This is a genomic window from Mucilaginibacter pallidiroseus (assembly GCF_007846085.1).
Lineage (GTDB): Bacteria > Bacteroidota > Bacteroidia > Sphingobacteriales > Sphingobacteriaceae > Mucilaginibacter > Mucilaginibacter pallidiroseus.
Genome location: NZ_VOEJ01000004.1, coordinates 147,098 through 166,120, shown reverse-complemented (window position 1 = coordinate 166,120; position 19,023 = coordinate 147,098). Strand labels below are relative to the sequence as shown.

Annotated in this window: 16 protein-coding genes and 1 tRNA gene; 10 read left to right on the top strand and 7 right to left on the bottom strand. The window is 43.6% G+C overall.

Annotated elements, in window-relative coordinates:
* Window positions 1-65 precede the first annotated feature (65 nt).
* The 6 genes from FPZ43_RS10030 to FPZ43_RS10005 form a co-directional block, all read right to left on the bottom strand.
* Window positions 66-1,256 (bottom strand): phosphoglycerate kinase, encoded by a 1,191-nt coding sequence (locus FPZ43_RS10030; protein ID WP_146381778.1) that lies wholly within the window; start codon window positions 1,254-1,256, stop codon window positions 66-68.
* Window positions 1,257-1,353: 97 nt separating this feature from the next.
* Window positions 1,354-1,788 carry a GNAT family N-acetyltransferase gene (locus tag FPZ43_RS10025; RefSeq protein ID WP_146381777.1) on the bottom strand — a complete coding sequence of 145 codons (435 nt, stop codon included), beginning with the start codon at window positions 1,786-1,788 and terminating at the stop codon, window positions 1,354-1,356.
* Window positions 1,785-2,783: a type I glyceraldehyde-3-phosphate dehydrogenase gene (gap, locus tag FPZ43_RS10020; protein WP_146381776.1), complete on the bottom strand. Its 999-nt coding sequence runs from the start codon at window positions 2,781-2,783 to the stop codon at window positions 1,785-1,787. Before gap ends, FPZ43_RS10025 begins: the two co-directional genes overlap by 4 nt.
* Window positions 2,784-2,852: 69 nt before the next feature.
* The gene (gene obgE, locus FPZ43_RS10015; protein ID WP_146381775.1) at window positions 2,853-3,851 is read right to left on the bottom strand and encodes a GTPase ObgE; all 999 of its coding nucleotides are present in this window, start codon (window positions 3,849-3,851) and stop codon (window positions 2,853-2,855) included.
* Between the two features lie 109 nt (window positions 3,852-3,960).
* Window positions 3,961-4,533 carry an adenylate kinase gene (locus FPZ43_RS10010; RefSeq protein ID WP_146381774.1) on the bottom strand — a complete coding sequence of 191 codons (573 nt, stop codon included), beginning with the start codon at window positions 4,531-4,533 and terminating at the stop codon, window positions 3,961-3,963.
* A gap of 62 nt (window positions 4,534-4,595) precedes the next feature.
* Window positions 4,596-4,669 (bottom strand) — tRNA-Arg (locus FPZ43_RS10005).
* Between the two features lie 356 nt (window positions 4,670-5,025).
* Between FPZ43_RS10005 and FPZ43_RS10000 the strand changes: the two genes are divergently transcribed.
* The 3 genes from FPZ43_RS10000 (at window position 5,026) to atpC (ending at window position 9,527) form a co-directional block, all read left to right on the top strand.
* Window positions 5,026-7,440 (top strand): ABC transporter permease, encoded by a 2,415-nt coding sequence (locus tag FPZ43_RS10000; RefSeq protein WP_186461806.1) that lies wholly within the window; start codon window positions 5,026-5,028, stop codon window positions 7,438-7,440.
* A 251-nt stretch (window positions 7,441-7,691) separates the two neighbouring features.
* Window positions 7,692-9,197 carry a F0F1 ATP synthase subunit beta gene (atpD, locus tag FPZ43_RS09995; protein WP_146381772.1) on the top strand — a complete coding sequence of 502 codons (1,506 nt, stop codon included), beginning with the start codon at window positions 7,692-7,694 and terminating at the stop codon, window positions 9,195-9,197.
* 81 nt (window positions 9,198-9,278) lie between these two features.
* Window positions 9,279-9,527: an ATP synthase F1 subunit epsilon gene (atpC, locus tag FPZ43_RS09990; RefSeq protein WP_146381771.1), complete on the top strand. Its 249-nt coding sequence runs from the start codon at window positions 9,279-9,281 to the stop codon at window positions 9,525-9,527.
* A gap of 75 nt (window positions 9,528-9,602) precedes the next feature.
* Here the strand turns inward: atpC and FPZ43_RS09985 are convergent, their stop codons facing one another.
* Complete coding sequence (locus FPZ43_RS09985) at window positions 9,603-10,523, bottom strand: DUF6263 family protein (RefSeq protein WP_146381770.1); 921 nt, start codon at window positions 10,521-10,523, stop codon at window positions 9,603-9,605.
* A 382-nt stretch (window positions 10,524-10,905) separates the two neighbouring features.
* Here FPZ43_RS09985 and ilvD point away from each other — a divergent pair, with 382 nt between their 5' ends.
* The 7 genes from ilvD to leuD all read left to right on the top strand — a co-directional run bounded on the left by ilvD (window position 10,906) and on the right by leuD (window position 19,008).
* Window positions 10,906-12,615 (top strand): dihydroxy-acid dehydratase, encoded by a 1,710-nt coding sequence (gene ilvD, locus FPZ43_RS09980; RefSeq protein ID WP_186461805.1) that lies wholly within the window; start codon window positions 10,906-10,908, stop codon window positions 12,613-12,615.
* A gap of 114 nt (window positions 12,616-12,729) precedes the next feature.
* Window positions 12,730-14,481 carry a biosynthetic-type acetolactate synthase large subunit gene (ilvB, locus tag FPZ43_RS09975; RefSeq protein WP_146381769.1) on the top strand — a complete coding sequence of 584 codons (1,752 nt, stop codon included), beginning with the start codon at window positions 12,730-12,732 and terminating at the stop codon, window positions 14,479-14,481.
* 55 nt (window positions 14,482-14,536) lie between these two features.
* The gene (ilvN, locus tag FPZ43_RS09970) at window positions 14,537-15,133 is read left to right on the top strand and encodes an acetolactate synthase small subunit (RefSeq protein WP_261381045.1); all 597 of its coding nucleotides are present in this window, start codon (window positions 14,537-14,539) and stop codon (window positions 15,131-15,133) included.
* A 148-nt stretch (window positions 15,134-15,281) separates the two neighbouring features.
* The gene (ilvC, locus tag FPZ43_RS09965; RefSeq protein ID WP_146381767.1) at window positions 15,282-16,340 is read left to right on the top strand and encodes a ketol-acid reductoisomerase; all 1,059 of its coding nucleotides are present in this window, start codon (window positions 15,282-15,284) and stop codon (window positions 16,338-16,340) included.
* A gap of 165 nt (window positions 16,341-16,505) precedes the next feature.
* Window positions 16,506-17,921, top strand: a complete 1,416-nt coding sequence (gene leuC / locus FPZ43_RS09960; protein ID WP_146381766.1) for a 3-isopropylmalate dehydratase large subunit — start codon at window positions 16,506-16,508, stop codon at window positions 17,919-17,921.
* A 96-nt stretch (window positions 17,922-18,017) separates the two neighbouring features.
* Entirely contained in the window at window positions 18,018-18,317 is a 300-nt protein-coding gene (locus FPZ43_RS09955) for a GxxExxY protein (protein ID WP_261381044.1), read from the top strand.
* A gap of 100 nt (window positions 18,318-18,417) precedes the next feature.
* Entirely contained in the window at window positions 18,418-19,008 is a 591-nt protein-coding gene (gene leuD, locus FPZ43_RS09950) for a 3-isopropylmalate dehydratase small subunit (RefSeq protein ID WP_146381765.1), read from the top strand.
* Window positions 19,009-19,023 lie beyond the last annotated feature (15 nt).

Sequence of the window (19,023 nt, the reverse complement as noted above, 5' to 3'; positions counted from 1 at the left end):
ATGGAGTTTAAAACAACAAAGGCCCCGCAAATGCAGGGCCTTCATAATATATATCCGGATATCTATTATTCGTTTATTGCTTTAACACCGGGCAACTCTTTACCTTCCATATACTCAAGTAAAGCGCCACCGCCGGTTGATACATAGCTAACATCGTCAACCATATCAAACTTGGCTACTGCTGCGGCAGAGTCGCCACCACCAATAAGTGAGAATGCACCATTGTCAGTAGCTTTGGCAACCGCTTCGGCAATTGCTTTGGTACCTACCAAAAATTTCTCCATCTCAAACACACCCATCGGGCCGTTCCACAAAATGGTTTTAGACTCTTCAACCACTTTGCTGAACAAGGCAGCAGTTTCCGGGCCAATATCCAAGCCCATCCAGTCGTCTTTTATTTCGCCGGTTTTAGCAACATCAGTATTGGCATCGTTTGAGAAAGCATCCGCAATAACGTTATCCAAAGGTAAAAGCAGGTTTACGCCTTTATCTTTTGCTTTTTGTACCAGGCTAAGAGCAAGGTCAATCTTGTCCAATTCAACCAATGAGGTACCAATGTTACCACCATTTGCTTTTGCAAAGGTGTAAGCCATACCACCACCAATAATCAGATTATCTACTTTTTCAAGCAATTTCTCTATCAATAAGATCTTATCAGATACTTTTGAGCCACCCATTATCGCGGTAAATGGTTTTGCAGCGCCGTTTAATATTTTCTCGGCGTTGTTCAATTCGGCAGCCATCAGGTAACCGAAGAATTTTGCCTCAGGGAAAAACTGAGCAATGATAGCTGTTGAAGCGTGCGCACGGTGTGCTGTACCAAATGCATCGTTTACATAAATATCGCCCAGCTTTGATAGCTTTTCGGCAAAGCCAACATCACCTTTTTCTTCTTCTTTGTAAAAACGAAGGTTTTCTAATAACAATACCTCGCCTTTTTCAAGTTCTTTAGCTTTCGTTACTGCTTCTTCGCCAATGCAATCATTAGCAAACTCAACCTGCTGACCTAACAAATCCGAAAGATGAGGAACAACATGCTTTAGGCTGTATTTTTCTGTCGGGCCATCTTTTGGGCGGCCCAGGTGCGACATTAAAATAACTGCGCCACCATCCTTAAGGATTTTTTTGATTGTCGGCAAGGCTGCCGTCATACGGTTATCATCCGTGATATTATAGTTCTCGTCTAACGGAACGTTAAAGTCTACGCGGATGAGCGCCCTTTTGCCGTTAAAACTGATCTGATCAATTGTCTTCATATATACTTCGTGATGTTAAAGAATTGGCCCAAATTGGGTAAATTTATTTTAATCGGCAAAGCAAAAGTTAAAAACGTGTTCTGCTTTGCATAAAACTTCACTGTATTTTAACATACATTACATAATGCGGGCCAATGCCGGCAATGTCAAACTCGGGCGATATGATTTCAAAGCCAAGGCTGAGGTAAAATTTGGCGGCAGCCTTGCGGGCATTACACCAAACGTAATTCACTTTTTGGCCACGCAGATACGTTATAGCAAAGTTAACCAGCATGTTACCGTAACCTTTGCCCCTGTATTTATCAATGGTGGCCATCCCGCGCAGCTGGTAAGCTTTACCGTTAAAATCTTTGTACCCCTGCGGATGAAATGATGCAATGCAGGCCAGTTCCTCGCCCACATAATAACCTAAATGGAATGTCCCTTCCGCATCGTCGTTCTCGAAACGGCATTCGTCAAGGCTGAGCCTGCCTTCGCGCAAAACCTCATTACGGATAGGCAACACATCATCGGCCGTTATAAACTTTATCATGCTGGTAATTCGCTGATTTCTTCAACCAAGTCGGCCAGGCGGCTCGAGTAGCCCATTTCGTTATCATACCAGCCCACAACCTTAACCAGCCCGCCAACTATTGATGTTAGCTGCGCATCAAATATGCAACTGTGCGGATTATCCAATATATCTGTAGATACTATAGGATCTTCGGTATACTCCAACACATTTTTCATGGGCCCTTCGGCAGCTTGTTTAAAAGCATCATTGATTTCGGCAACTGTGGGCAGCTTTTTAAGGCTGCAGGTAAAGTCCGTTAATGAACCGTTCAATACAGGTACGCGGATGCCGGCCCCGCCCAATTTGCCCTCGAGGTGTGGAAATATATTGGTTATGGCTTTTGCAGCCCCTGTTGTTGTAGGGATGATGGATGCTGATGCTGCTCGGGCACGACGCAAATCTTTATGCGGTGCATCATGCAGGTTTTGGTCGCCGGTCATGGAGTGTACGGTGGTTATGTAACCGTCTTCTATACCCCAATTGTCATCCAAAATCTTAACCATGGCAGCCACGTTGTTCGTAGTACAAGATGCGTTTGACAGAATGGGCACACGCAAATCAATATCATGATCATTTACACCAAGCACTACTGTAGGTACGCTTCTATCGCCGGATGGGGCAGATATAATAACCTGTTTTGCACCCGCGGCAATATGTTTTTGAGCACCGGCAGCATCGGTAAATTTACCTGTCGACTCGATGACCAGGTCGATATCCAGATCTTTCCACGGAAGATTAGCCGGATCTTTTTCGCGGAGCACTTTAATCGTATTTCCGTTGATAATGATATTATTATCATTAGCAGACACCGTACCTTTAAAGCCACGGTGTACCGAATCATATTTAAATAAATGGGCAAGTGTTTGGGTATCGGTGAGGTCATTTATGGCAACAACCTCAATGTTGGGCTTGGTAAGTATGGTGCGCAAAAATATGCGGCCAATACGCCCAAAGCCGTTTATAGCAATCCTCATTTTAAGTATCAAATTAAAGGATGCAAAAATACTAAAATAAAAAGTTGGATTACCGCGAAGCGGCAGGTATTACTTATTGATGGCTTTCCAAAGTATGTCTTTAAGTTCGACAAGATTCTTCTGCGCTACCGAGGAAATAAAGATGTACGGAACATCCGCCGGTACTTCTTTGGCCATCTCCTGTTGCAATTCATCATCAAGCATATCGCCTTTTGTAATAGCCAGCACACGTGGTTTATGCATCAGCTCGGGATTATACTCGTTAAGCTCGTTTAACAGGATTTCGTATTCCTGTTTTATAGTACGGCTCGTATCGGCAGGTACCATAAACAGCAATACCGAGTTACGCTCGATATGGCGCAAAAAGCGGATACCTAAGCCTCTGCCCTGTGATGCACCCTCAATAATACCCGGAATATCGGCCATTACAAACGAGCGATTATCGCGATAGCTTACAATACCCAGGTTAGGCACCAATGTAGTAAATGCATAATCTGCAATCTCGGGCTTAGCGGCAGACACTACCGATAGCAAAGTGGATTTACCCGCATTTGGAAAACCTACCAAGCCAACATCAGCAAGTAATTTGAGTTCAAGTATGTTCCAATCTTCCTTACCCTCCTCACCGGGCTGCGCAAAGCGCGGCGTTTGCTGTGTAGACGAACGGAAATGCCAGTTGCCCAAGCCGCCTCGGCCACCTTTGGTTAGTATTTTGGTTTCGCCATCCTGGCTTATCTCAAAAAGTACCTCGCCGGTTTCTGCGTTTTTAGCAATGGTACCCAAGGGTACTTCAAGTATCTCGTCGCGGCCGCTTTTGCCGGTACTGGTAGAGCTGCTGCCGGGGTCGCCGTCGCCGGCAATTACGTGTTTGCGAAATTTTAGGTGCAGCAAGGTCCATAACTGGGCATTGCCTTTAACAATAACATTACCGCCACGGCCACCGTCGCCACCATCAGGGCCGCCTTTTGCCGTTAATACGTCGCGGTGTAAATGCGAAGAACCTGCACCACCATGCCCCGAGCGGCAGCATATTTTTACGTAATCAACAAAATTTGAACCCTGTGACATGATATTTTCTTTTTAAGTCGGAAAAGCCTTTAGACGGAAAGTCCGAAAGACAGCAGGTTTGAGAACCTTACTAACTTTCGGACTTTCCCGACTTCCGGACTATTAATAATTAATAAGCCTCGATAACAGAAACTATTGAAGCAAAAATTTGCTCGATGGAACCTATACCGTTTATGCTGGTAAATTTATTTTGGTTTTTATAAAACCCTGCAACCGGTGCAGTTTTATCATTATATTCTTTAATACGCTTGCGTATAACCTCCGGGTTGGCATCATCCGGGCGGCCAGATGTTTCGCCACGTTTAAGTAAGCGCTGCTCCAACTCATCGTCATTAACCTCTAATGCGATCATGCCCGATATGGCCGATTGTTTTGAAGCCAATAACTCATCAAGCGCTTCGGCCTGTGCAACTGTACGCGGAAAGCCATCAAAAATAAAGCCTTTAGCATCTTTATTTGCATCAAGCTTATTGCTTATCATACCAATAACAACGCTATCAGGCACAAGGGTACCTTCGTCCATTAATTTTTTGGCTTCTAAACCAAGCTCAGTACCTTGCGCAATTTCGCCACGAAGCAAATCGCCTGTTGAAAGGTGGATCAAGCCAAATTTTTCGATAAGATTTTGTGATTGAGTGCCTTTGCCGGCACCGGGCGGACCAAACAGTACTAAGTTAAGCATCCCTTTATGTGATTAAAGTTAAAAGCCTTTCAGTCGAATCAACAGAAAGGCTTTAAAATGTGTGCACTTGTAGGGATTCGAACCCCAAACCTTCTCATCCGTAGTGAGATGCTCTATCCAATTGAGCTACAAGTGCGCTTTAATTATAAAATTTATCAATATCACTAACCGATACCGACCCGTTTTTAATGGACTGCAAAAATAGACTTTTACTTTAATCCGTCAAAAATATTTTCATTATTTCTTTAAAATTTATTGTAAACGTTTACAGTTCAGCCAAATAATGAAGGATTATTTCAAATCCTCCCTTCTGCAATCATTTTGGTTAAAAGCTTTTTGATCATTGAAAATCGACGCTCCGCTGAACATCCCTTAAATATTCAAAATAAATATCTCATAACTAAATAATTAGTTTTAACTTTATTTAACAGATTACAAATGCATTAACCAAATACATTTGTATGGCACAAACAACTTATAACCTCCTGCACTATGTTTAAAAACAATTTAAAGCTGGCTTTTCGAAGCCTGCTAAAAAACAAAGGATTCACAATTATAAATATATTAGGCCTGGCTATGGGCCTATCAATTTGCCTGCTAATTGTTTTTTTTGTGGTTGATGAATTAAGTTATGATCGCTACAATGCTAACGCCGGCCGCATATACCGCATTAACACTGATATAAAATTTGGCGGCAATGCCAGCTCGTATGCGGTAACTCCCCCGCCGCTGGCGCAGGCTTTAAAAGCACAACTACCCGAAGTAGCCCAAACCACCCGCCTTATAGCAGCTGTTGACAGCCGTTTTAAAAAGGGCAATGATGACATCATCGAAAGCAAGGTTGCTTATGCCGATTCTACCTTGTTTGATGTGTTTACGCTGCCCATGCTTTACGGCGCAGGACAAAAGGCTTTGGCACAGCCAAACACCATAGTATTAACGGAACGGGCTGCGAAAAAATACTTTAACACCGCTGATGTTGTGGGCCGCTCCCTAACGTTTGTTAATATAAATAGTGCTTTAAAAATAACCGGCGTTATCAAGAATATCCCGTCGCAATCGCATTTCAATTTTGATTTTCTTATTTCGGCTTTGTCGCTGCCATCAAGCCAGAGCAAGGCCTGGAACAGCTTTAGTTATACTACCTATACCTTGTTAAAACCAAATACAAACGCGGCAGCATTTGAAAAAAATGCAGCCCATTTGTTTGATGGTTATTTTGCACAACAGCCAGGCTTCAATGCCGCAGGGTTTAAAAAGAGCGGCAGTTACGTAAGGTTAAACATTACACCACTCACCGACATCCACTTAAAATCCAACCGGCAGTATGAATTAGGCGCCAATAGCAGCGTAACTTACGTTTACATTTTTTCGGCCATCGCATTATTTATCCTGGTGATTGCCTGCATCAATTTCATGAACCTGTCTACCGCCAGGTCGGCCAACCGCGCCCGCGAGGTTGGGGTACGTAAGGTATTGGGCTCGGCAAGGAAGGGACTTATTGCCCAGTTTTTAGCCGAATCGTTAATGGTGACATTAGCATCTACATTGATAGCTGCCACCGTTGCTATTATTTTACTGCCCACCTTTAATCAACTGGCAGGCAAAGAACTTTCAATAAACCTGCAAACCATTGGCTGGATGCTGCCATCCCTGCTTATTATTATTATAGTGGTGGGGATATTGGCTGGGGCCTATCCGGCTTTTTACCTATCGGCATTTCAACCAATAACGGTGTTAAAAGGTAAGCTTTCGGCAGGTTTTAAGGGCAGCGCATTCCGCAACTTTTTAGTAGTGCTGCAATTTGCAGTATCCATCTTTTTAGTTATAGGCACCATTGTTATTTATAATCAGCTGCAATACATTCAGCACAAAGATTTGGGCTACAACCGCGACAGGGTACTGGTCATCAAAAATACTGTTGGCCTAAGCCATGCAAAACTCCTAAAACAGCAGCTTAAGCAAATACCGGGTGTATCGGATGCTTCTTTGAGTGGCTTTCTACCTACCGGAAGTTTAAGGCAACCCAACTCGGTATTTACATCCCGTGTACCAACATCCCGGAACGCTGTATTCAGCGAGATCTGGCCAGTAGACGAAGACTACCTTTCTACAATGAGTATGGAGCTTTCGGCCGGGCGTAATTTTTCCAATCAAATGAGTACCGACTCGCTGGCCGTTATCGTTAATCAAACCGCGCTGCGTATGCTGGGTTACGGTAAAGATCCATTAAACAAGACGCTCTTTTACGTGCCCGAAGGCAATGACGAACACATAAAAGAATACCATATTATTGGCGTTGTGAAAGATTTTAATTTTAGCTCGCTACGCGATAATATTACCCCTGTTGTAATGATGTTAGGTAATGATAATCGGGCTCTTAGTGTAAAGTTTGCAGGCAACGATGCTAATCGATACATAAAACAAATAGAGACTAAGTGGAACGCCGTATCGCCAAATCAGCGCTTTGAGTATTCTTTCATGGGCGATGATTTTAACTCGGCTTACGGCACCGAGCAGCGCACCGGCAGGCTGTTTATGATATTTACAACGCTTGCCATAATTATTGCCAGCCTTGGTTTGTTTAGCCTGGCGGCTTACGCTGCCGAACAGCGCAATAAAGAGATTGGTATCCGCAAAGTATTGGGCGCAAGTGTGGGCGCTATAGTAGGCATGCTATCTAAAAACTTCATTAAACTGGTTATTATTGCATTTTTGATAGCTGCACCGCTGGCGTGGTTGGCCATGCACAAGTGGCTCGAGGGATTTGCCTACCGCCAAAACATCCAATGGTGGATGCTGGCACTGGCTGGCCTTGGCTCAGTTGTTATTGCCTTTGCCACCATCAGCGCGCAATCTTTTAAGGCGGCATCAGCAAACCCGGCCATCAGTTTAAAGAGCGAATAATGGGTTTGCAGCTAAATGAAAACCATAGACAGCTGCCCAAAATTGGCGATAAATAGCAGAAGTATTGAATAAGCGGGCGTATTTATTGTGTATTTTAGACACGAAAACAGGCCCGAAAAAACTTATGCATTTTCTTGATATAAGTATTTAATTATTTGGTTATAAACCGTAACTTTGCGCTCCTGAAATGGCACTACTTTAATCAGTTAATAGCTGTTTCATTTAAAATTCTTTAAAACACCAGGTTATATATGCCAAACATTGGAAAAATATCAAGGATCATCGGTCCGGTAGTTGACGTAAGTTTTGCTGATGATGCACATCTTCCTAAGATTTACGACGCGTTGGAGATCACTAAAGACAACGGCCAGAAAGTAGTTTTAGAAGTGCAACAACATTTGGGTGAAGACCGTGTGCGTGCAATCGCGATGGACTCGACAGATGGTTTATTGCGCGGAATGAACGTTTTGGATACCGAAGCAGCTATCAAAATGCCTATCGGCGAAAACATCAAAGGCCGCGTATTTAACGTAGTTGGTGATGCTATTGATGGTATTGCAAACCTTGACAAAACCAATGGTCGCCCAATCCACGCTACCCCCCCACGCTTTGAAGATCTATCAACAGAAACTGAAGTACTTTTTACAGGTATCAAAGTTATCGACTTGTTGGAGCCTTATGCAAAAGGTGGTAAAATTGGGTTGTTTGGTGGTGCCGGTGTAGGTAAAACAGTATTGATCCAGGAGCTGATCAACAACATTGCGAAAGCATACGCAGGTTTATCAGTATTTGCCGGTGTAGGCGAACGTACCCGTGAAGGTAACGACTTGTTGCGCGAGATGCTTGAATCGGGCATTATTAAATACGGCGATGCATTTATGCATTCAATGGAACAAGGCGGCTGGGATTTATCAAAAATTGATGCCGAAGAATTAAAAGACTCTAAAGCGACATTTGTTTTCGGGCAGATGAACGAGCCGCCGGGTGCACGTGCACGTGTGGCGCTATCTGGTTTAACTATTGCAGAATACTTCCGCGATGGTGAAGAGGATGGCAAAGGCCGTGATATATTATTCTTTATCGATAACATCTTCCGCTTTACGCAGGCAGGTTCTGAGGTATCGGCACTATTGGGCCGTATGCCATCTGCGGTAGGTTATCAGCCAACTTTGGCAACAGAAATGGGTACCATGCAAGAGCGTATCACGTCAACAAAACGTGGTTCAATTACATCTGTACAGGCGGTTTACGTACCTGCGGATGACTTGACCGACCCTGCGCCGGCTACAACCTTCGCTCACTTGGATGCTACAACAGTACTTTCACGTAAAATTGCTGAGTTAGGTATTTACCCTGCGGTTGACCCTCTGGATTCAACTTCACGTATCCTTAGCCCAACCATCTTAGGCGACGAGCACTACAACACTGCTCAACGTGTTAAAGAAACTCTACAACGTTACAAAGAACTTCAGGATATCATCGCCATTTTAGGTATGGACGAGCTTTCTGAAGAGGATAAATTAGTTGTATCACGCGCTCGCCGTGTTCAGCGTTTCCTTTCTCAGCCATTCCACGTGGCAGAGCAGTTCACCGGCTTAAAAGGTGTATTGGTTGATATCAAAGATACTATCAAAGGTTTCAACATGATCATGGACGGTGAAGTAGATGAATACCCTGAGGCAGCATTTAACCTTGTGGGCAGCATTGAAGACGCTATTGAAAAAGGCAAAAAATTATTAGCTGAAGCTAATAGCTAATAGAATCAAGAAATAAGAGTTAAGAATCAGGACAGGAGAAATTTTAAGTCTTGATTCTTAACTCTTGAATCTAATAAAACCATGACATTAGAAATTCTTACTCCTGATAAGCAAATATTTGAAGGTACTGCAACCTCGGTATCGTTGCCTGGTGCATTGGGTTCATTCGAGATATTGGATAATCACGCTCCTATCATTTCAACATTAAATGATGGCAAGTTAACCATACGCAGCAAAGGCTCCGAAGATGTATTTTTTATCAAGGGGGGTGTTGTTGAAGCCTTAGATAACAAGGTTACAGTTTTAGCCGAAGGTATTATTCACAAATAGGAACTTACATACTGAAATATGGAAAGTCCGGTCAGTATATGGCCGGACTTTTTTTGTGTTCTTTGATTTATATTCTTAGTTTTTGGTTTCCATGTTGGCATCGATTACCATAGGGTAAGTCATCATAACCGGCCCATCTAAAGTTTGCTTAAGTTCAACATCGCTTATAACATGCTTAACAACTGTAGACTGAATGATCCATCCTGTTTTTTTATCAATTTTTATTCTGGTGGTATTAGAGCCTCCAACATTTAACAATCGCATAAAAAGATTATTTGTGTTTTTGTAAACAGGTGCTTTATCAGGCGTTATTACAGCATTTCCGGTTATTTCGTAAGCATTATTGGTAATATTATCTAAAGTAAATCTGGTGTTAGTTTTTGACGAAATAACTGCAGCTTCCAAATTCGTTTGGTTTGTCCAAGTACCTTTAACGACAATAGCTGTTTTCGGGAAAATCACAAACGATTCCTGCAGGTTACCTTTTATTGTTTTAGCGCCGAAAGATTGCTGAAACTGGGCAAGCAATTGAGCTTTTTTTTGCTCATCAATTTGTGGGAAACCCTTAAAAAGGCTTTCGAACATACGCTCGGTATTTTTAACTGCAACTACTTGCCCCCTTTTACTCATTACTATGGTAAAAGATTTGCCTATGAGGTTTTTCATGACTTTCGTGAACATGTTGGTAGTATCGCTGCTTTCGCTGTCAAAATTTATTGCCCTTCCACCTATTTCCATTTCCATTGCAAGGCTCTTATAAATTACATCCATATCGTAAATAGTATCCTTTATGGCTACAACTTTATGGGCCATACTGCCAGTTATGGTTGATTTTACTATTTGGTGCGTGCCCTGAATAAGCTGATCAATATTCATTTTGGCATTTACAGTTAAATAATAGGTACTGTCCTTTTGAAGTTTTAGTTCCAGTTTGGCTTTTTGTGCGTAACTGTTAAGGGCCATCATTGATAATAATAAGGTAAAGATTTTATTCATATATGCTTTTAAATGAATACTAAATATGCGGATAGTTTTTAGCGCTGACAAATGAAGTTTACATATACAGATGTAAACAGTTTTTTTAACTCTATCTCCCATTTTACGCCGAATTTTAAAAACTTGCTATGCATGCATATTTTTTGTACCAAATACCGTTTTAAACTTTGGTATAGTTTAACAAAAATATAATTCTTAAATTTAACTAAAAAACAGAATTAAATTAATAAAATATAATTTATACAGAATAATATACTTAATAAAAATTTATTTTTGAAAGCTTGCTTATCGCGAGTGCTATATCTAACTTACAAATAAACAAACCTACCTGTGGGCGTATAGCAATATCCAACTATCGGCAGGCTACAGAAAACGACAAAAAATGAGTTCGGCAACTGATACATCAAACGCTGTGGAAATAAACAAATACAGCAAAACTTTTACGCAAGATCCAACCCAGCCTGCAGCGCAGGCCATGCTATACGGCATTGGCCTTACGGACGATGACATGCAAAAGGCGCAGGTAGGCATTGCTAGCATGGGTTATGACGGCAACACCTGCAACATGCACCTTAACGATCTGGCCCAGTTGGTAAAACAAGGCGTTTGGGATGATGATATGGTTGGCTTGATATTTAACACCATTGGCGTAAGCGACGGCATGGGCAACGGTACTCTTGGTATGCGTTATTCTTTAATAAGCCGCGATGTTATTGCCGACTCGATAGAGGCCATTACCGGCGCACAATATTATGATGGTTTAATTACCCTGCCGGGCTGTGATAAAAACATGCCGGGCTCAATCATAGCAATGGGCCGGTTGGATCGCCCTTCTATAATGGTTTACGGTGGCACCATCCACCCTGGCCACTGGAAAGGCGAAGACTTGAACATCGTATCAGCTTTTGAGGCCCTGGGTAAAAAAATTGCGGGTACCATAACCCCCGAAGATTTTATAGGCGTAATTAAAAATGCCTGCCCAAGTGCTGGTGCCTGCGGTGGTGTTTACACCGCAAATACCATGGCGGCAGCCATTGAAGCATTGGGCATGAGCTTGCCTTACTCATCAAGCAACCCTGCTTTGAGCGACGAAAAGAAAGCAGAATGTCTGGCAGCCGGTAAAGCAATAAGATTGTTGCTTGAAAAAGATATTAAACCAAGCGATATCATGACCCGCGAAGCATTTGAAAATGCGATGGTGGTAATTATGGTATTGGGCGGTAGCACCAACGCAGTACTGCACATGATAGCCATGGCAAAAAGCGTTGGCGTAAAACTTACGCAGGATGATTTCCAGGAAATTAGCAACCGCATACCTGTACTGGCCGATATGAAGCCAAGCGGCAAATACATGATGACCGATCTGCATAATGTGGGCGGCATACCGGCGGTGATGAAATACCTTTACCAGCAAGGCATGCTGCATGGTAATTGTTTAACTGTAACAGGTAAAACAGTTGCAGAAAATTTAGCCGATATTCCTGAACTTGATTTCAGCAAGCAGGATATTATATGGCCTGTTGAAAAACCGGTTAAGGCTACGGGGCACCTGCAAATACTTTATGGCAACCTTGCCGAAGGTGGCAGCGTAGCAAAAATTAGTGGTAAAGAAGGCGAACGCTTCTCTGGCCCGGCACGTACTTTCGACGGGGAATTTGATCTGATAGATGGTATCATGACAGGCAAAGTAAAAGCCGGCGATGTGGTGGTTATCCGCAATGTTGGCCCTAAGGGTGCACCGGGCATGCCCGAGATGTTGAAGCCAACATCGGCCATATTTGGCGCAGGTTTGGGTGCATCAGTTGCTTTGATTACCGATGGCCGTTTCAGCGGTGGTACACATGGTTTTGTAGTGGGACATATCACGCCTGAGGCTTTTGATGGTGGCGTGATCGGCTTGGTAAAGGATGAAGATCTTATAGAGATCGATGCAATTGCCCGCACCATTAATTTAAGGATAAGCAACGAGGAGCTGGCTGCCCGCAAAGCTGCCTGGGTACAACCTGCTTTAAAAGCAACAAAGGGCTTATTGTACAAATACGCAAAAACGGTAAGCTCTGCCGCCGAAGGTTGCGTAACAGATGAAATGTAGGAAGCTGTCTGAACGGGAATTTATAGAATTAAATAATTAACAGAATAAGATATCTGTCATATATAATAAAACCAATCGATGTAATCACAAAAGCATCGGTGTAATCAATTTTAAATGGAAACACAAACAATTGCACAGGAAGTAAGTGAGGCGGCGGCAACTGCAAAGCCGCAGGCGGTTGAGCTATCGGGATCGGCAGCTCTGTTGGAGGCACTGATCGTTGAGGGTGTGGATACTATTTTTGGTTACCCGGGTGGTGCTATCATGCCAATTTATGATGCACTTTATGATTATAACGAAAAGCTGAACCACATACTGGTGCGCCACGAGCAGGGCGGCATACACGCCGGCCAGGGCTATGCGCGTACATCGGGCAAAGTGGGTGTTGTGTTTGCAACCAGCGGCCCCGGAGCCACAAACCTGATAACAGGTTTAGCCGATGCACAAATAGATAGTACACCTTTGGTTTGTATTACGGGCCAGGTATTTGCGCACCTGTTAGGCACCGATGCTTTCCAGGAAACTGATGTAATAAACATCACTACCCCCGTTACCAAATGGAACTACCAGGTGACTGATGCTACCGAAATTCCGGAGGTTATTGCCAAGGCGTTCTATATTGCCCGCAGCGGCCGACCCGGCCCTGTGTTAATTGACATTACTAAAAACGCGCAAATCCAGAAGTTTGACTATGAAGGTTATGTGAAATGTAACCACATCCGTAGCTACAGGCCAAAACCGATTGTACGCCACCAATATGTTGAAGAAGCGGCAAAGCTGATCAATGAAGCTAAAAAACCATTCATCATTTGGGGGCAAGGTGTATTGCTGGGCAGCGCCGAGCAGGAGTTTAAAACTTTTGTTGAAAAAAGCGGCATCCCGGCAGCTTGGACCATCCTTGGTGCGGGCGCTATCCCTACGAATCATCCTCAAAATGTAGGTATGCTGGGTATGCATGGCAACTACGGACCAAACGTATTAACTAACGATTGCGACGTATTAATTGCCATAGGTATGCGTTTTGACGACCGTGTAACCGGCCGTTTGGATAAATATGCCAAACAGGCAAAAGTGATCCACTTGGACATCGATCCGGCTGAGATAGACAAAAACGTACAGACAACTGTACCTGTTTGGGGCGATTGCAAGGAAACGCTCCCTGCCTTAACCAAACTGATTGACGAGAAACAGCACACAGAATGGTTAACTACTTTTAACGAGTATACCCAGAAAGAGGTAGATGCGGTAATAAATGAGGAGCTTAACCCCGGCACCGGCGAAATGACCATGGGCGAGGTTGTTAAACAACTAAATGAAATTACCAAAGGCGAAGCCGTTATAGTTAGCGATGTTGGCCAGCACCAAATGGTAGCCTGCCGTTACGCTAAGTTTAACAATACCCGCAGCAATGTAACCAGCGGTGGCTTGGGAACTATGGGCTTCGCATTACCTGCGGCCATAGGTGCCAAATTTGGTGCACAGGACAAGGATGTTGTAGCTATTATTGGCGATGGTGGGTTCCAGATGACCTTGCAGGAGCTGGGTACCATTATGCAGAGCAAGGTAAATGTTAAGATCATCATTCTTAACAACCGTTTCCTGGGTATGGTGCGCCAGTGGCAGGAGTTGTTTAATGAGCGCCGGTATTCGTTCGTTGATATCCAAAGCCCGGACTTTGTTACCGTAGCCAAAGGTTATGGCATTGCAGGCAAGTCCATATCAGAGCGCGATGATCTAGTATCATCGTTACAGGAAATGCTAAATCATGATGGATCATTCCTGTTGGAAGTGATGGTGCGTAAAGAGAACAACGTGTTCCCGATGGTGCCGCAAGGTTGCAGCGTATCAGAGATCAGGTTAAAATAATTCAGTTAGCAGTCATTGAATGACTCAATGGCCAAATGACTTAATGACACAAATAATGGAACCATTAAAGCAGGAATACAACATAACGGTTTACACCGAAAATCAAATTGGTTTGCTAAACCGCATAGCGATTATATTTACCCGTCGTAAAATAAATATTGATAGTTTGAATACCTCTCCTTCGGAGATTGAGAGCATCCATCGCTTCAATATCGTAATAACAGAATCTGAGGAAGTGGTGCGCAAGCTTACCCGCCAGATAGAGAAACAGGTGGAAGTACTAAAAGTATACTACCACACCAATGCAGACGTAGTTTGGCAGGAGCTGGCGTTGTACAAAATGTCTACCGACGTTATTGCGGAAAAGGTAAGTGTGGAGCGTCTGCTGCGCGAGAATGGCGCCCGCGCCGTTGTTATCCGTAAAGATTATACCGTTTTTGAGGCTACCGGCCACCGGGAGGAAACCGACAACCTGATCAAAATATTACAGCCATACGGCCTTATCGAATTTGTGCGTAGTGCCCGCGTTGCCATTATTAAAGATAGCGAAGGCTTTAACCGGAAACTGCGCGAGTTTGAGCGCCTTGAGCCCGGCGAAGAAGTAGCCGAAAACGAATACCTTAACCAGGGGCAAAAGGTGTTTACGATGTAAACTTTAGTGAGTAGTGATTGGAGAATAGAGATTAGGTATAATCTGCGGAATCAATCCTCAATCAGTGGAATCAATTAATAAGAAATAGAAACAATAAACGCACCGGTGTGAGCTAAATTCAATCGGTGTAATCACAAAAATCAATACAATGGCAAAATTAAATTTCGGCGGTACCGAAGAAAATGTAGTTACCCGCGAAGAGTTCCCTTTATCAAAAGCTCAGGACGTTTTAAAGGACGAAGTTGTAGCAGTAATTGGTTACGGTGTGCAAGGCCCGGGCCAGGCGCTTAACCAAAAAGACAACGGCATCAACGTAATTGTTGGTCAGCGTAAAGGCACGAAAACCTGGGATAAAGCAATCAGTGATGGCTTTGTACCTGGCGAAACCTTATTTGAGATTGAAGAGGCCCTTGAAAAAGGAACTGTTATTTGCTATTTATTAAGCGATGCTGCACAGATAGCTTTATGGCCAACCGTTAAAAAACACCTAACCCCGGGTAAAGCACTATACTTCTCTCACGGCTTCGGTATCACATTTAACGAGCAAACAGGTATCATCCCTCCTGCTGACGTTGACGTATTTTTGGTTGCACCTAAAGGATCAGGCACATCATTACGCCGCATGTTTTTGCAGGGCCGTGGCTTAAACTCAAGCTACGCTATTTTCCAGGATGCTACAGGTAAAGCATTTGAGCGCGTTATCGCGTTAGGTATTGCCGTAGGTAGCGGTTACCTGTTCGAAACTGATTTCAAGAAAGAAGTATACAGCGATTTAACAGGCGAGCGCGGTACACTAATGGGTTGTATCCAGGGTATCTTTGCAGCACAGTATGATGTACTGCGTTCAAAAGGCCACTCACCGTCAGAGTCGTTCAACGAAACGGTTGAAGAGTTAACCCAGTCTTTAATGCCATTGGTTGCAGAAAACGGTATGGATTGGATGTATGCCAACTGCTCAACCACCGCACAACGCGGCGCTTTAGACTGGTGGAAAGAGTTCCGCGATGCTACAAAACCGGTATTCGAAAAATTGTATGATAGCGTTGCTACCGGCAAAGAATCACAAAAATCAATTGACAGTAACAGCAAGCCGGATTACCGCGAGAAACTGGATGCCGAATTAGCCGAGTTACGCGACAGCGAATTATGGCAGGCAGGCAAAACTGTACGCAGCTTACGCCCGGAAAACCAGGCTGTAGAAGCATAATATTAAAGTACCAAGTTGAAAGTATAAAGTGGAAAGTCAGACATCCGCTTTATACTTTTGGCTTTTTGCTTAAAAGCATAGTAAAGTGCTTAGTTGAAAATGAAAAACCGATAATTCTGCTTTTTTACTTTTGACTTTTTACTTTTGACTTTTCACTTAGAACCAATGGGACAGACATTATTTGATAAGATATGGGACGCTCACGTCGTCAGTAGCGCTGAGGGCTTTCCGGATATTTTATACATCGACACGCATTTTATTCACGAGGTAACCAGTCCGCAGGCATTTGATGGTTTGCGCGCAAGAGGGCTACCCGTTTTCAGGCCAAAACAAACCGTTGCCACGGCCGACCACAACGTCCCAACCTGGGACCAGCATTTACCCATTAAAGAAGAACTTTCCCGCTACCAGGTAGATATGCTTACAAAAAACTGTGCAGAGTTCGGTATCGAACTGTATGGTTTGGGGCATCCTTTCCAGGGTATCGTCCACGTTATAGGGCCCGAGCTGGGTGTTACCCGTCCGGGTTGCACTTATGTTTGCGGCGACAGCCACACCTCTACTCACGGCGCATTTGGTGCTATTGCTTTTGGCATAGGTACATCGCAGGTTGAGCAGGTATTGGCTACTCAATGTTTACTGCAATCGCGCCCAAAAAGAATGAAGATTGAAGTAAACGGCAAATTGCAAAACGGCGTTGGTGCAAAGGATATCATCCTTTACATCATCTCAAAAATATCTGCTGCAGGCGGTACAGGTTACGCGGTTGAATATGCCGGCGATACCATCCGCTCGTTAAGCATGGAAGGCCGCATGACCATCTGTAACATGAGCATTGAAATGGGTGCCCGTTGCGGATTGATAGCGCCCGACGAAACGACCATTAACTACGTTAAAGGCCGTGAATTTGCGCCGAAAGGCGAAGAGTGGGACAAAGCTGTTGCTTACTGGCAAACCCTCTACTCTGATGAAGATGCCGAGTTTGATAGCGTACTACGCTTTAATGCCGAAGATATTGAGCCGATGATTACCTATGGTACTAATCCGGGAATGGGTATCGGCGTAACACAGCACGTACCAGAGACTACATCTTTTGATGTTAAAGAACAAGGATCATACAAAAAGGCCCTTGATTACATGGGCTTGCATGATGATGAACAGTTATTGGGCAAACCTATCGACTATGTTTTCATCGGCAGCTGTACCAATTCACGTATCGAGGACCTGCGCCAGGTTGCTGATTTTGTGAAAGGCAAACACAAGGCCGACGGTGTTACCGTTTGGGTAGTGCCCGGCTCAAAACAAGTGCAGGAGCAAGCCATCCGCGAGGGATTGGACAAAATATTTGATGCCGCAGGTTTCCCGCTACGCGAGCCCGGTTGCAGCGCATGCCTTGGCATGAATGAAGACAAAATACCTGCAGGCAAATACTGTGTTTCTACATCAAACCGAAACTTTGAAGGCCGCCAAGGACCCAATAGCCGCACCTTTTTGGCCAGCCCGCTCACAGCAGCAGCCAGCGCCATTACCGGTAAGGTAACGGATATAAGGGAGTTTTTGAAGGAAGAGGAATTGGTCTGAACTCGAATTTAAAGAATTGGTGAATTAAAAGAATGGAATATAAAAAGAAAACCCGAGCAGTTTAATGATTGCACAAGCAAAATCATTGGCTGCGCTATGAAAGTGCATAGCACTTTAGGAAATGGTTTCCAGGAAGTGATTTATCAAAGAGCTTTAGAAATCGAGTTAGCAGAAAACGGCTTAAGATTTATACGAGAGATGGAAATGCCTATCTTTTACAAAGGAGAACAGATAGGTAGCCGTCGTGTTGATTTTTTTATTGAAGGCGAAATTATGGTTGAGCTTAAGGCAATCATAACTTTAGAAAATGTACACCTTGCTCAAGCTATAAATTATCTTGAAGCTTATAATGTTAAAACAGGGCTTCTTATAAAATTTTGGCAGTCAAAGTCTTGAATTTAAAAGACTGCTAAACAACAAGTACAGTAAAATTTAATCAGAACAGCAATTCAAAAAATTCTTTGAATTCAAAAAATTCGAGTTCAGACAACACAAAATGGCGACTAAAATATTCAAACATATACAAACAAGCGCGGTGCCGCTGCCTATCGAGAACATTGATACGGACCAGATTATACCGGCGCGTTTTTTAAAGGCCACCACGCGTGATGGCTTTGGCAATAACCTGTTCCGCGATTGGCGTTTCGATGATAACGATCATCCAAAACAGGATTTCGTTTTGAACAACCCATTGTTTAGCGGCAAGGTATTGGTAGCAGGCAAAAACTTTGGTTGCGGCAGCAGCCGCGAGCACGCAGCCTGGGCCATATCTGATTATGGCTTTGATGCTGTGGTGAGCAGCTTTTTTGCCGACATTTTTAAGGGCAACGCTCTTAACAACGGCTTGCTGCCTGTACAGGTTAGTGACGATTTTCTGCAGAAGATCTTTGATGCGATTTATGCAGATCACGAAACGCAGATAGAAATTGACCTGCAAGATCAATTCATCAAAATTGTAGCAACCGGCGAGCAGGAAAGTTTTGAGGTAAACCCCTACAAAAAGGCCTGCATGATAAATGGCTATGATGATATTGACTATATACTAAGCCAGAAAGACAAAGTAGAGCAATTTGAAGCTGTGAGATAGTAAGTGGTAATTTGT

Excerpts from the sequence above, each read along its gene's own strand:
- FPZ43_RS10030 (WP_146381778.1), bottom strand. The coding sequence starts at position 1,256 with ATGAAGACAATTGATCAGATCAGTTTTAACGGCAAAAGGGCGCTCATC.
- FPZ43_RS10025 (WP_146381777.1), bottom strand. The coding sequence starts at position 1,788 with ATGATAAAGTTTATAACGGCCGATGATGTGTTGCCTATCCGTAATGAG.
- gap (WP_146381776.1), bottom strand. The coding sequence starts at position 2,783 with ATGAGGATTGCTATAAACGGCTTTGGGCGTATTGGCCGCATATTTTTG.
- obgE (WP_146381775.1), bottom strand. The coding sequence starts at position 3,851 with ATGTCACAGGGTTCAAATTTTGTTGATTACGTAAAAATATGCTGCCGC.
- FPZ43_RS10010 (WP_146381774.1), bottom strand. The coding sequence starts at position 4,533 with ATGCTTAACTTAGTACTGTTTGGTCCGCCCGGTGCCGGCAAAGGCACT.
- FPZ43_RS10000 (WP_186461806.1), top strand. The coding sequence starts at position 5,026 with ATGTTTAAAAACAATTTAAAGCTGGCTTTTCGAAGCCTGCTAAAAAAC.
- atpD (WP_146381772.1), top strand. The coding sequence starts at position 7,692 with ATGCCAAACATTGGAAAAATATCAAGGATCATCGGTCCGGTAGTTGAC.
- atpC (WP_146381771.1), top strand. The coding sequence starts at position 9,279 with ATGACATTAGAAATTCTTACTCCTGATAAGCAAATATTTGAAGGTACT.
- FPZ43_RS09985 (WP_146381770.1), bottom strand. The coding sequence starts at position 10,523 with ATGAATAAAATCTTTACCTTATTATTATCAATGATGGCCCTTAACAGT.
- ilvD (WP_186461805.1), top strand. The coding sequence starts at position 10,906 with ATGAGTTCGGCAACTGATACATCAAACGCTGTGGAAATAAACAAATAC.
- ilvB (WP_146381769.1), top strand. The coding sequence starts at position 12,730 with ATGGAAACACAAACAATTGCACAGGAAGTAAGTGAGGCGGCGGCAACT.
- ilvN (WP_261381045.1), top strand. The coding sequence starts at position 14,537 with ATGGAACCATTAAAGCAGGAATACAACATAACGGTTTACACCGAAAAT.
- ilvC (WP_146381767.1), top strand. The coding sequence starts at position 15,282 with ATGGCAAAATTAAATTTCGGCGGTACCGAAGAAAATGTAGTTACCCGC.
- leuC (WP_146381766.1), top strand. The coding sequence starts at position 16,506 with ATGGGACAGACATTATTTGATAAGATATGGGACGCTCACGTCGTCAGT.
- FPZ43_RS09955 (WP_261381044.1), top strand. The coding sequence starts at position 18,018 with ATGAAAGTGCATAGCACTTTAGGAAATGGTTTCCAGGAAGTGATTTAT.
- leuD (WP_146381765.1), top strand. The coding sequence starts at position 18,418 with ATGGCGACTAAAATATTCAAACATATACAAACAAGCGCGGTGCCGCTG.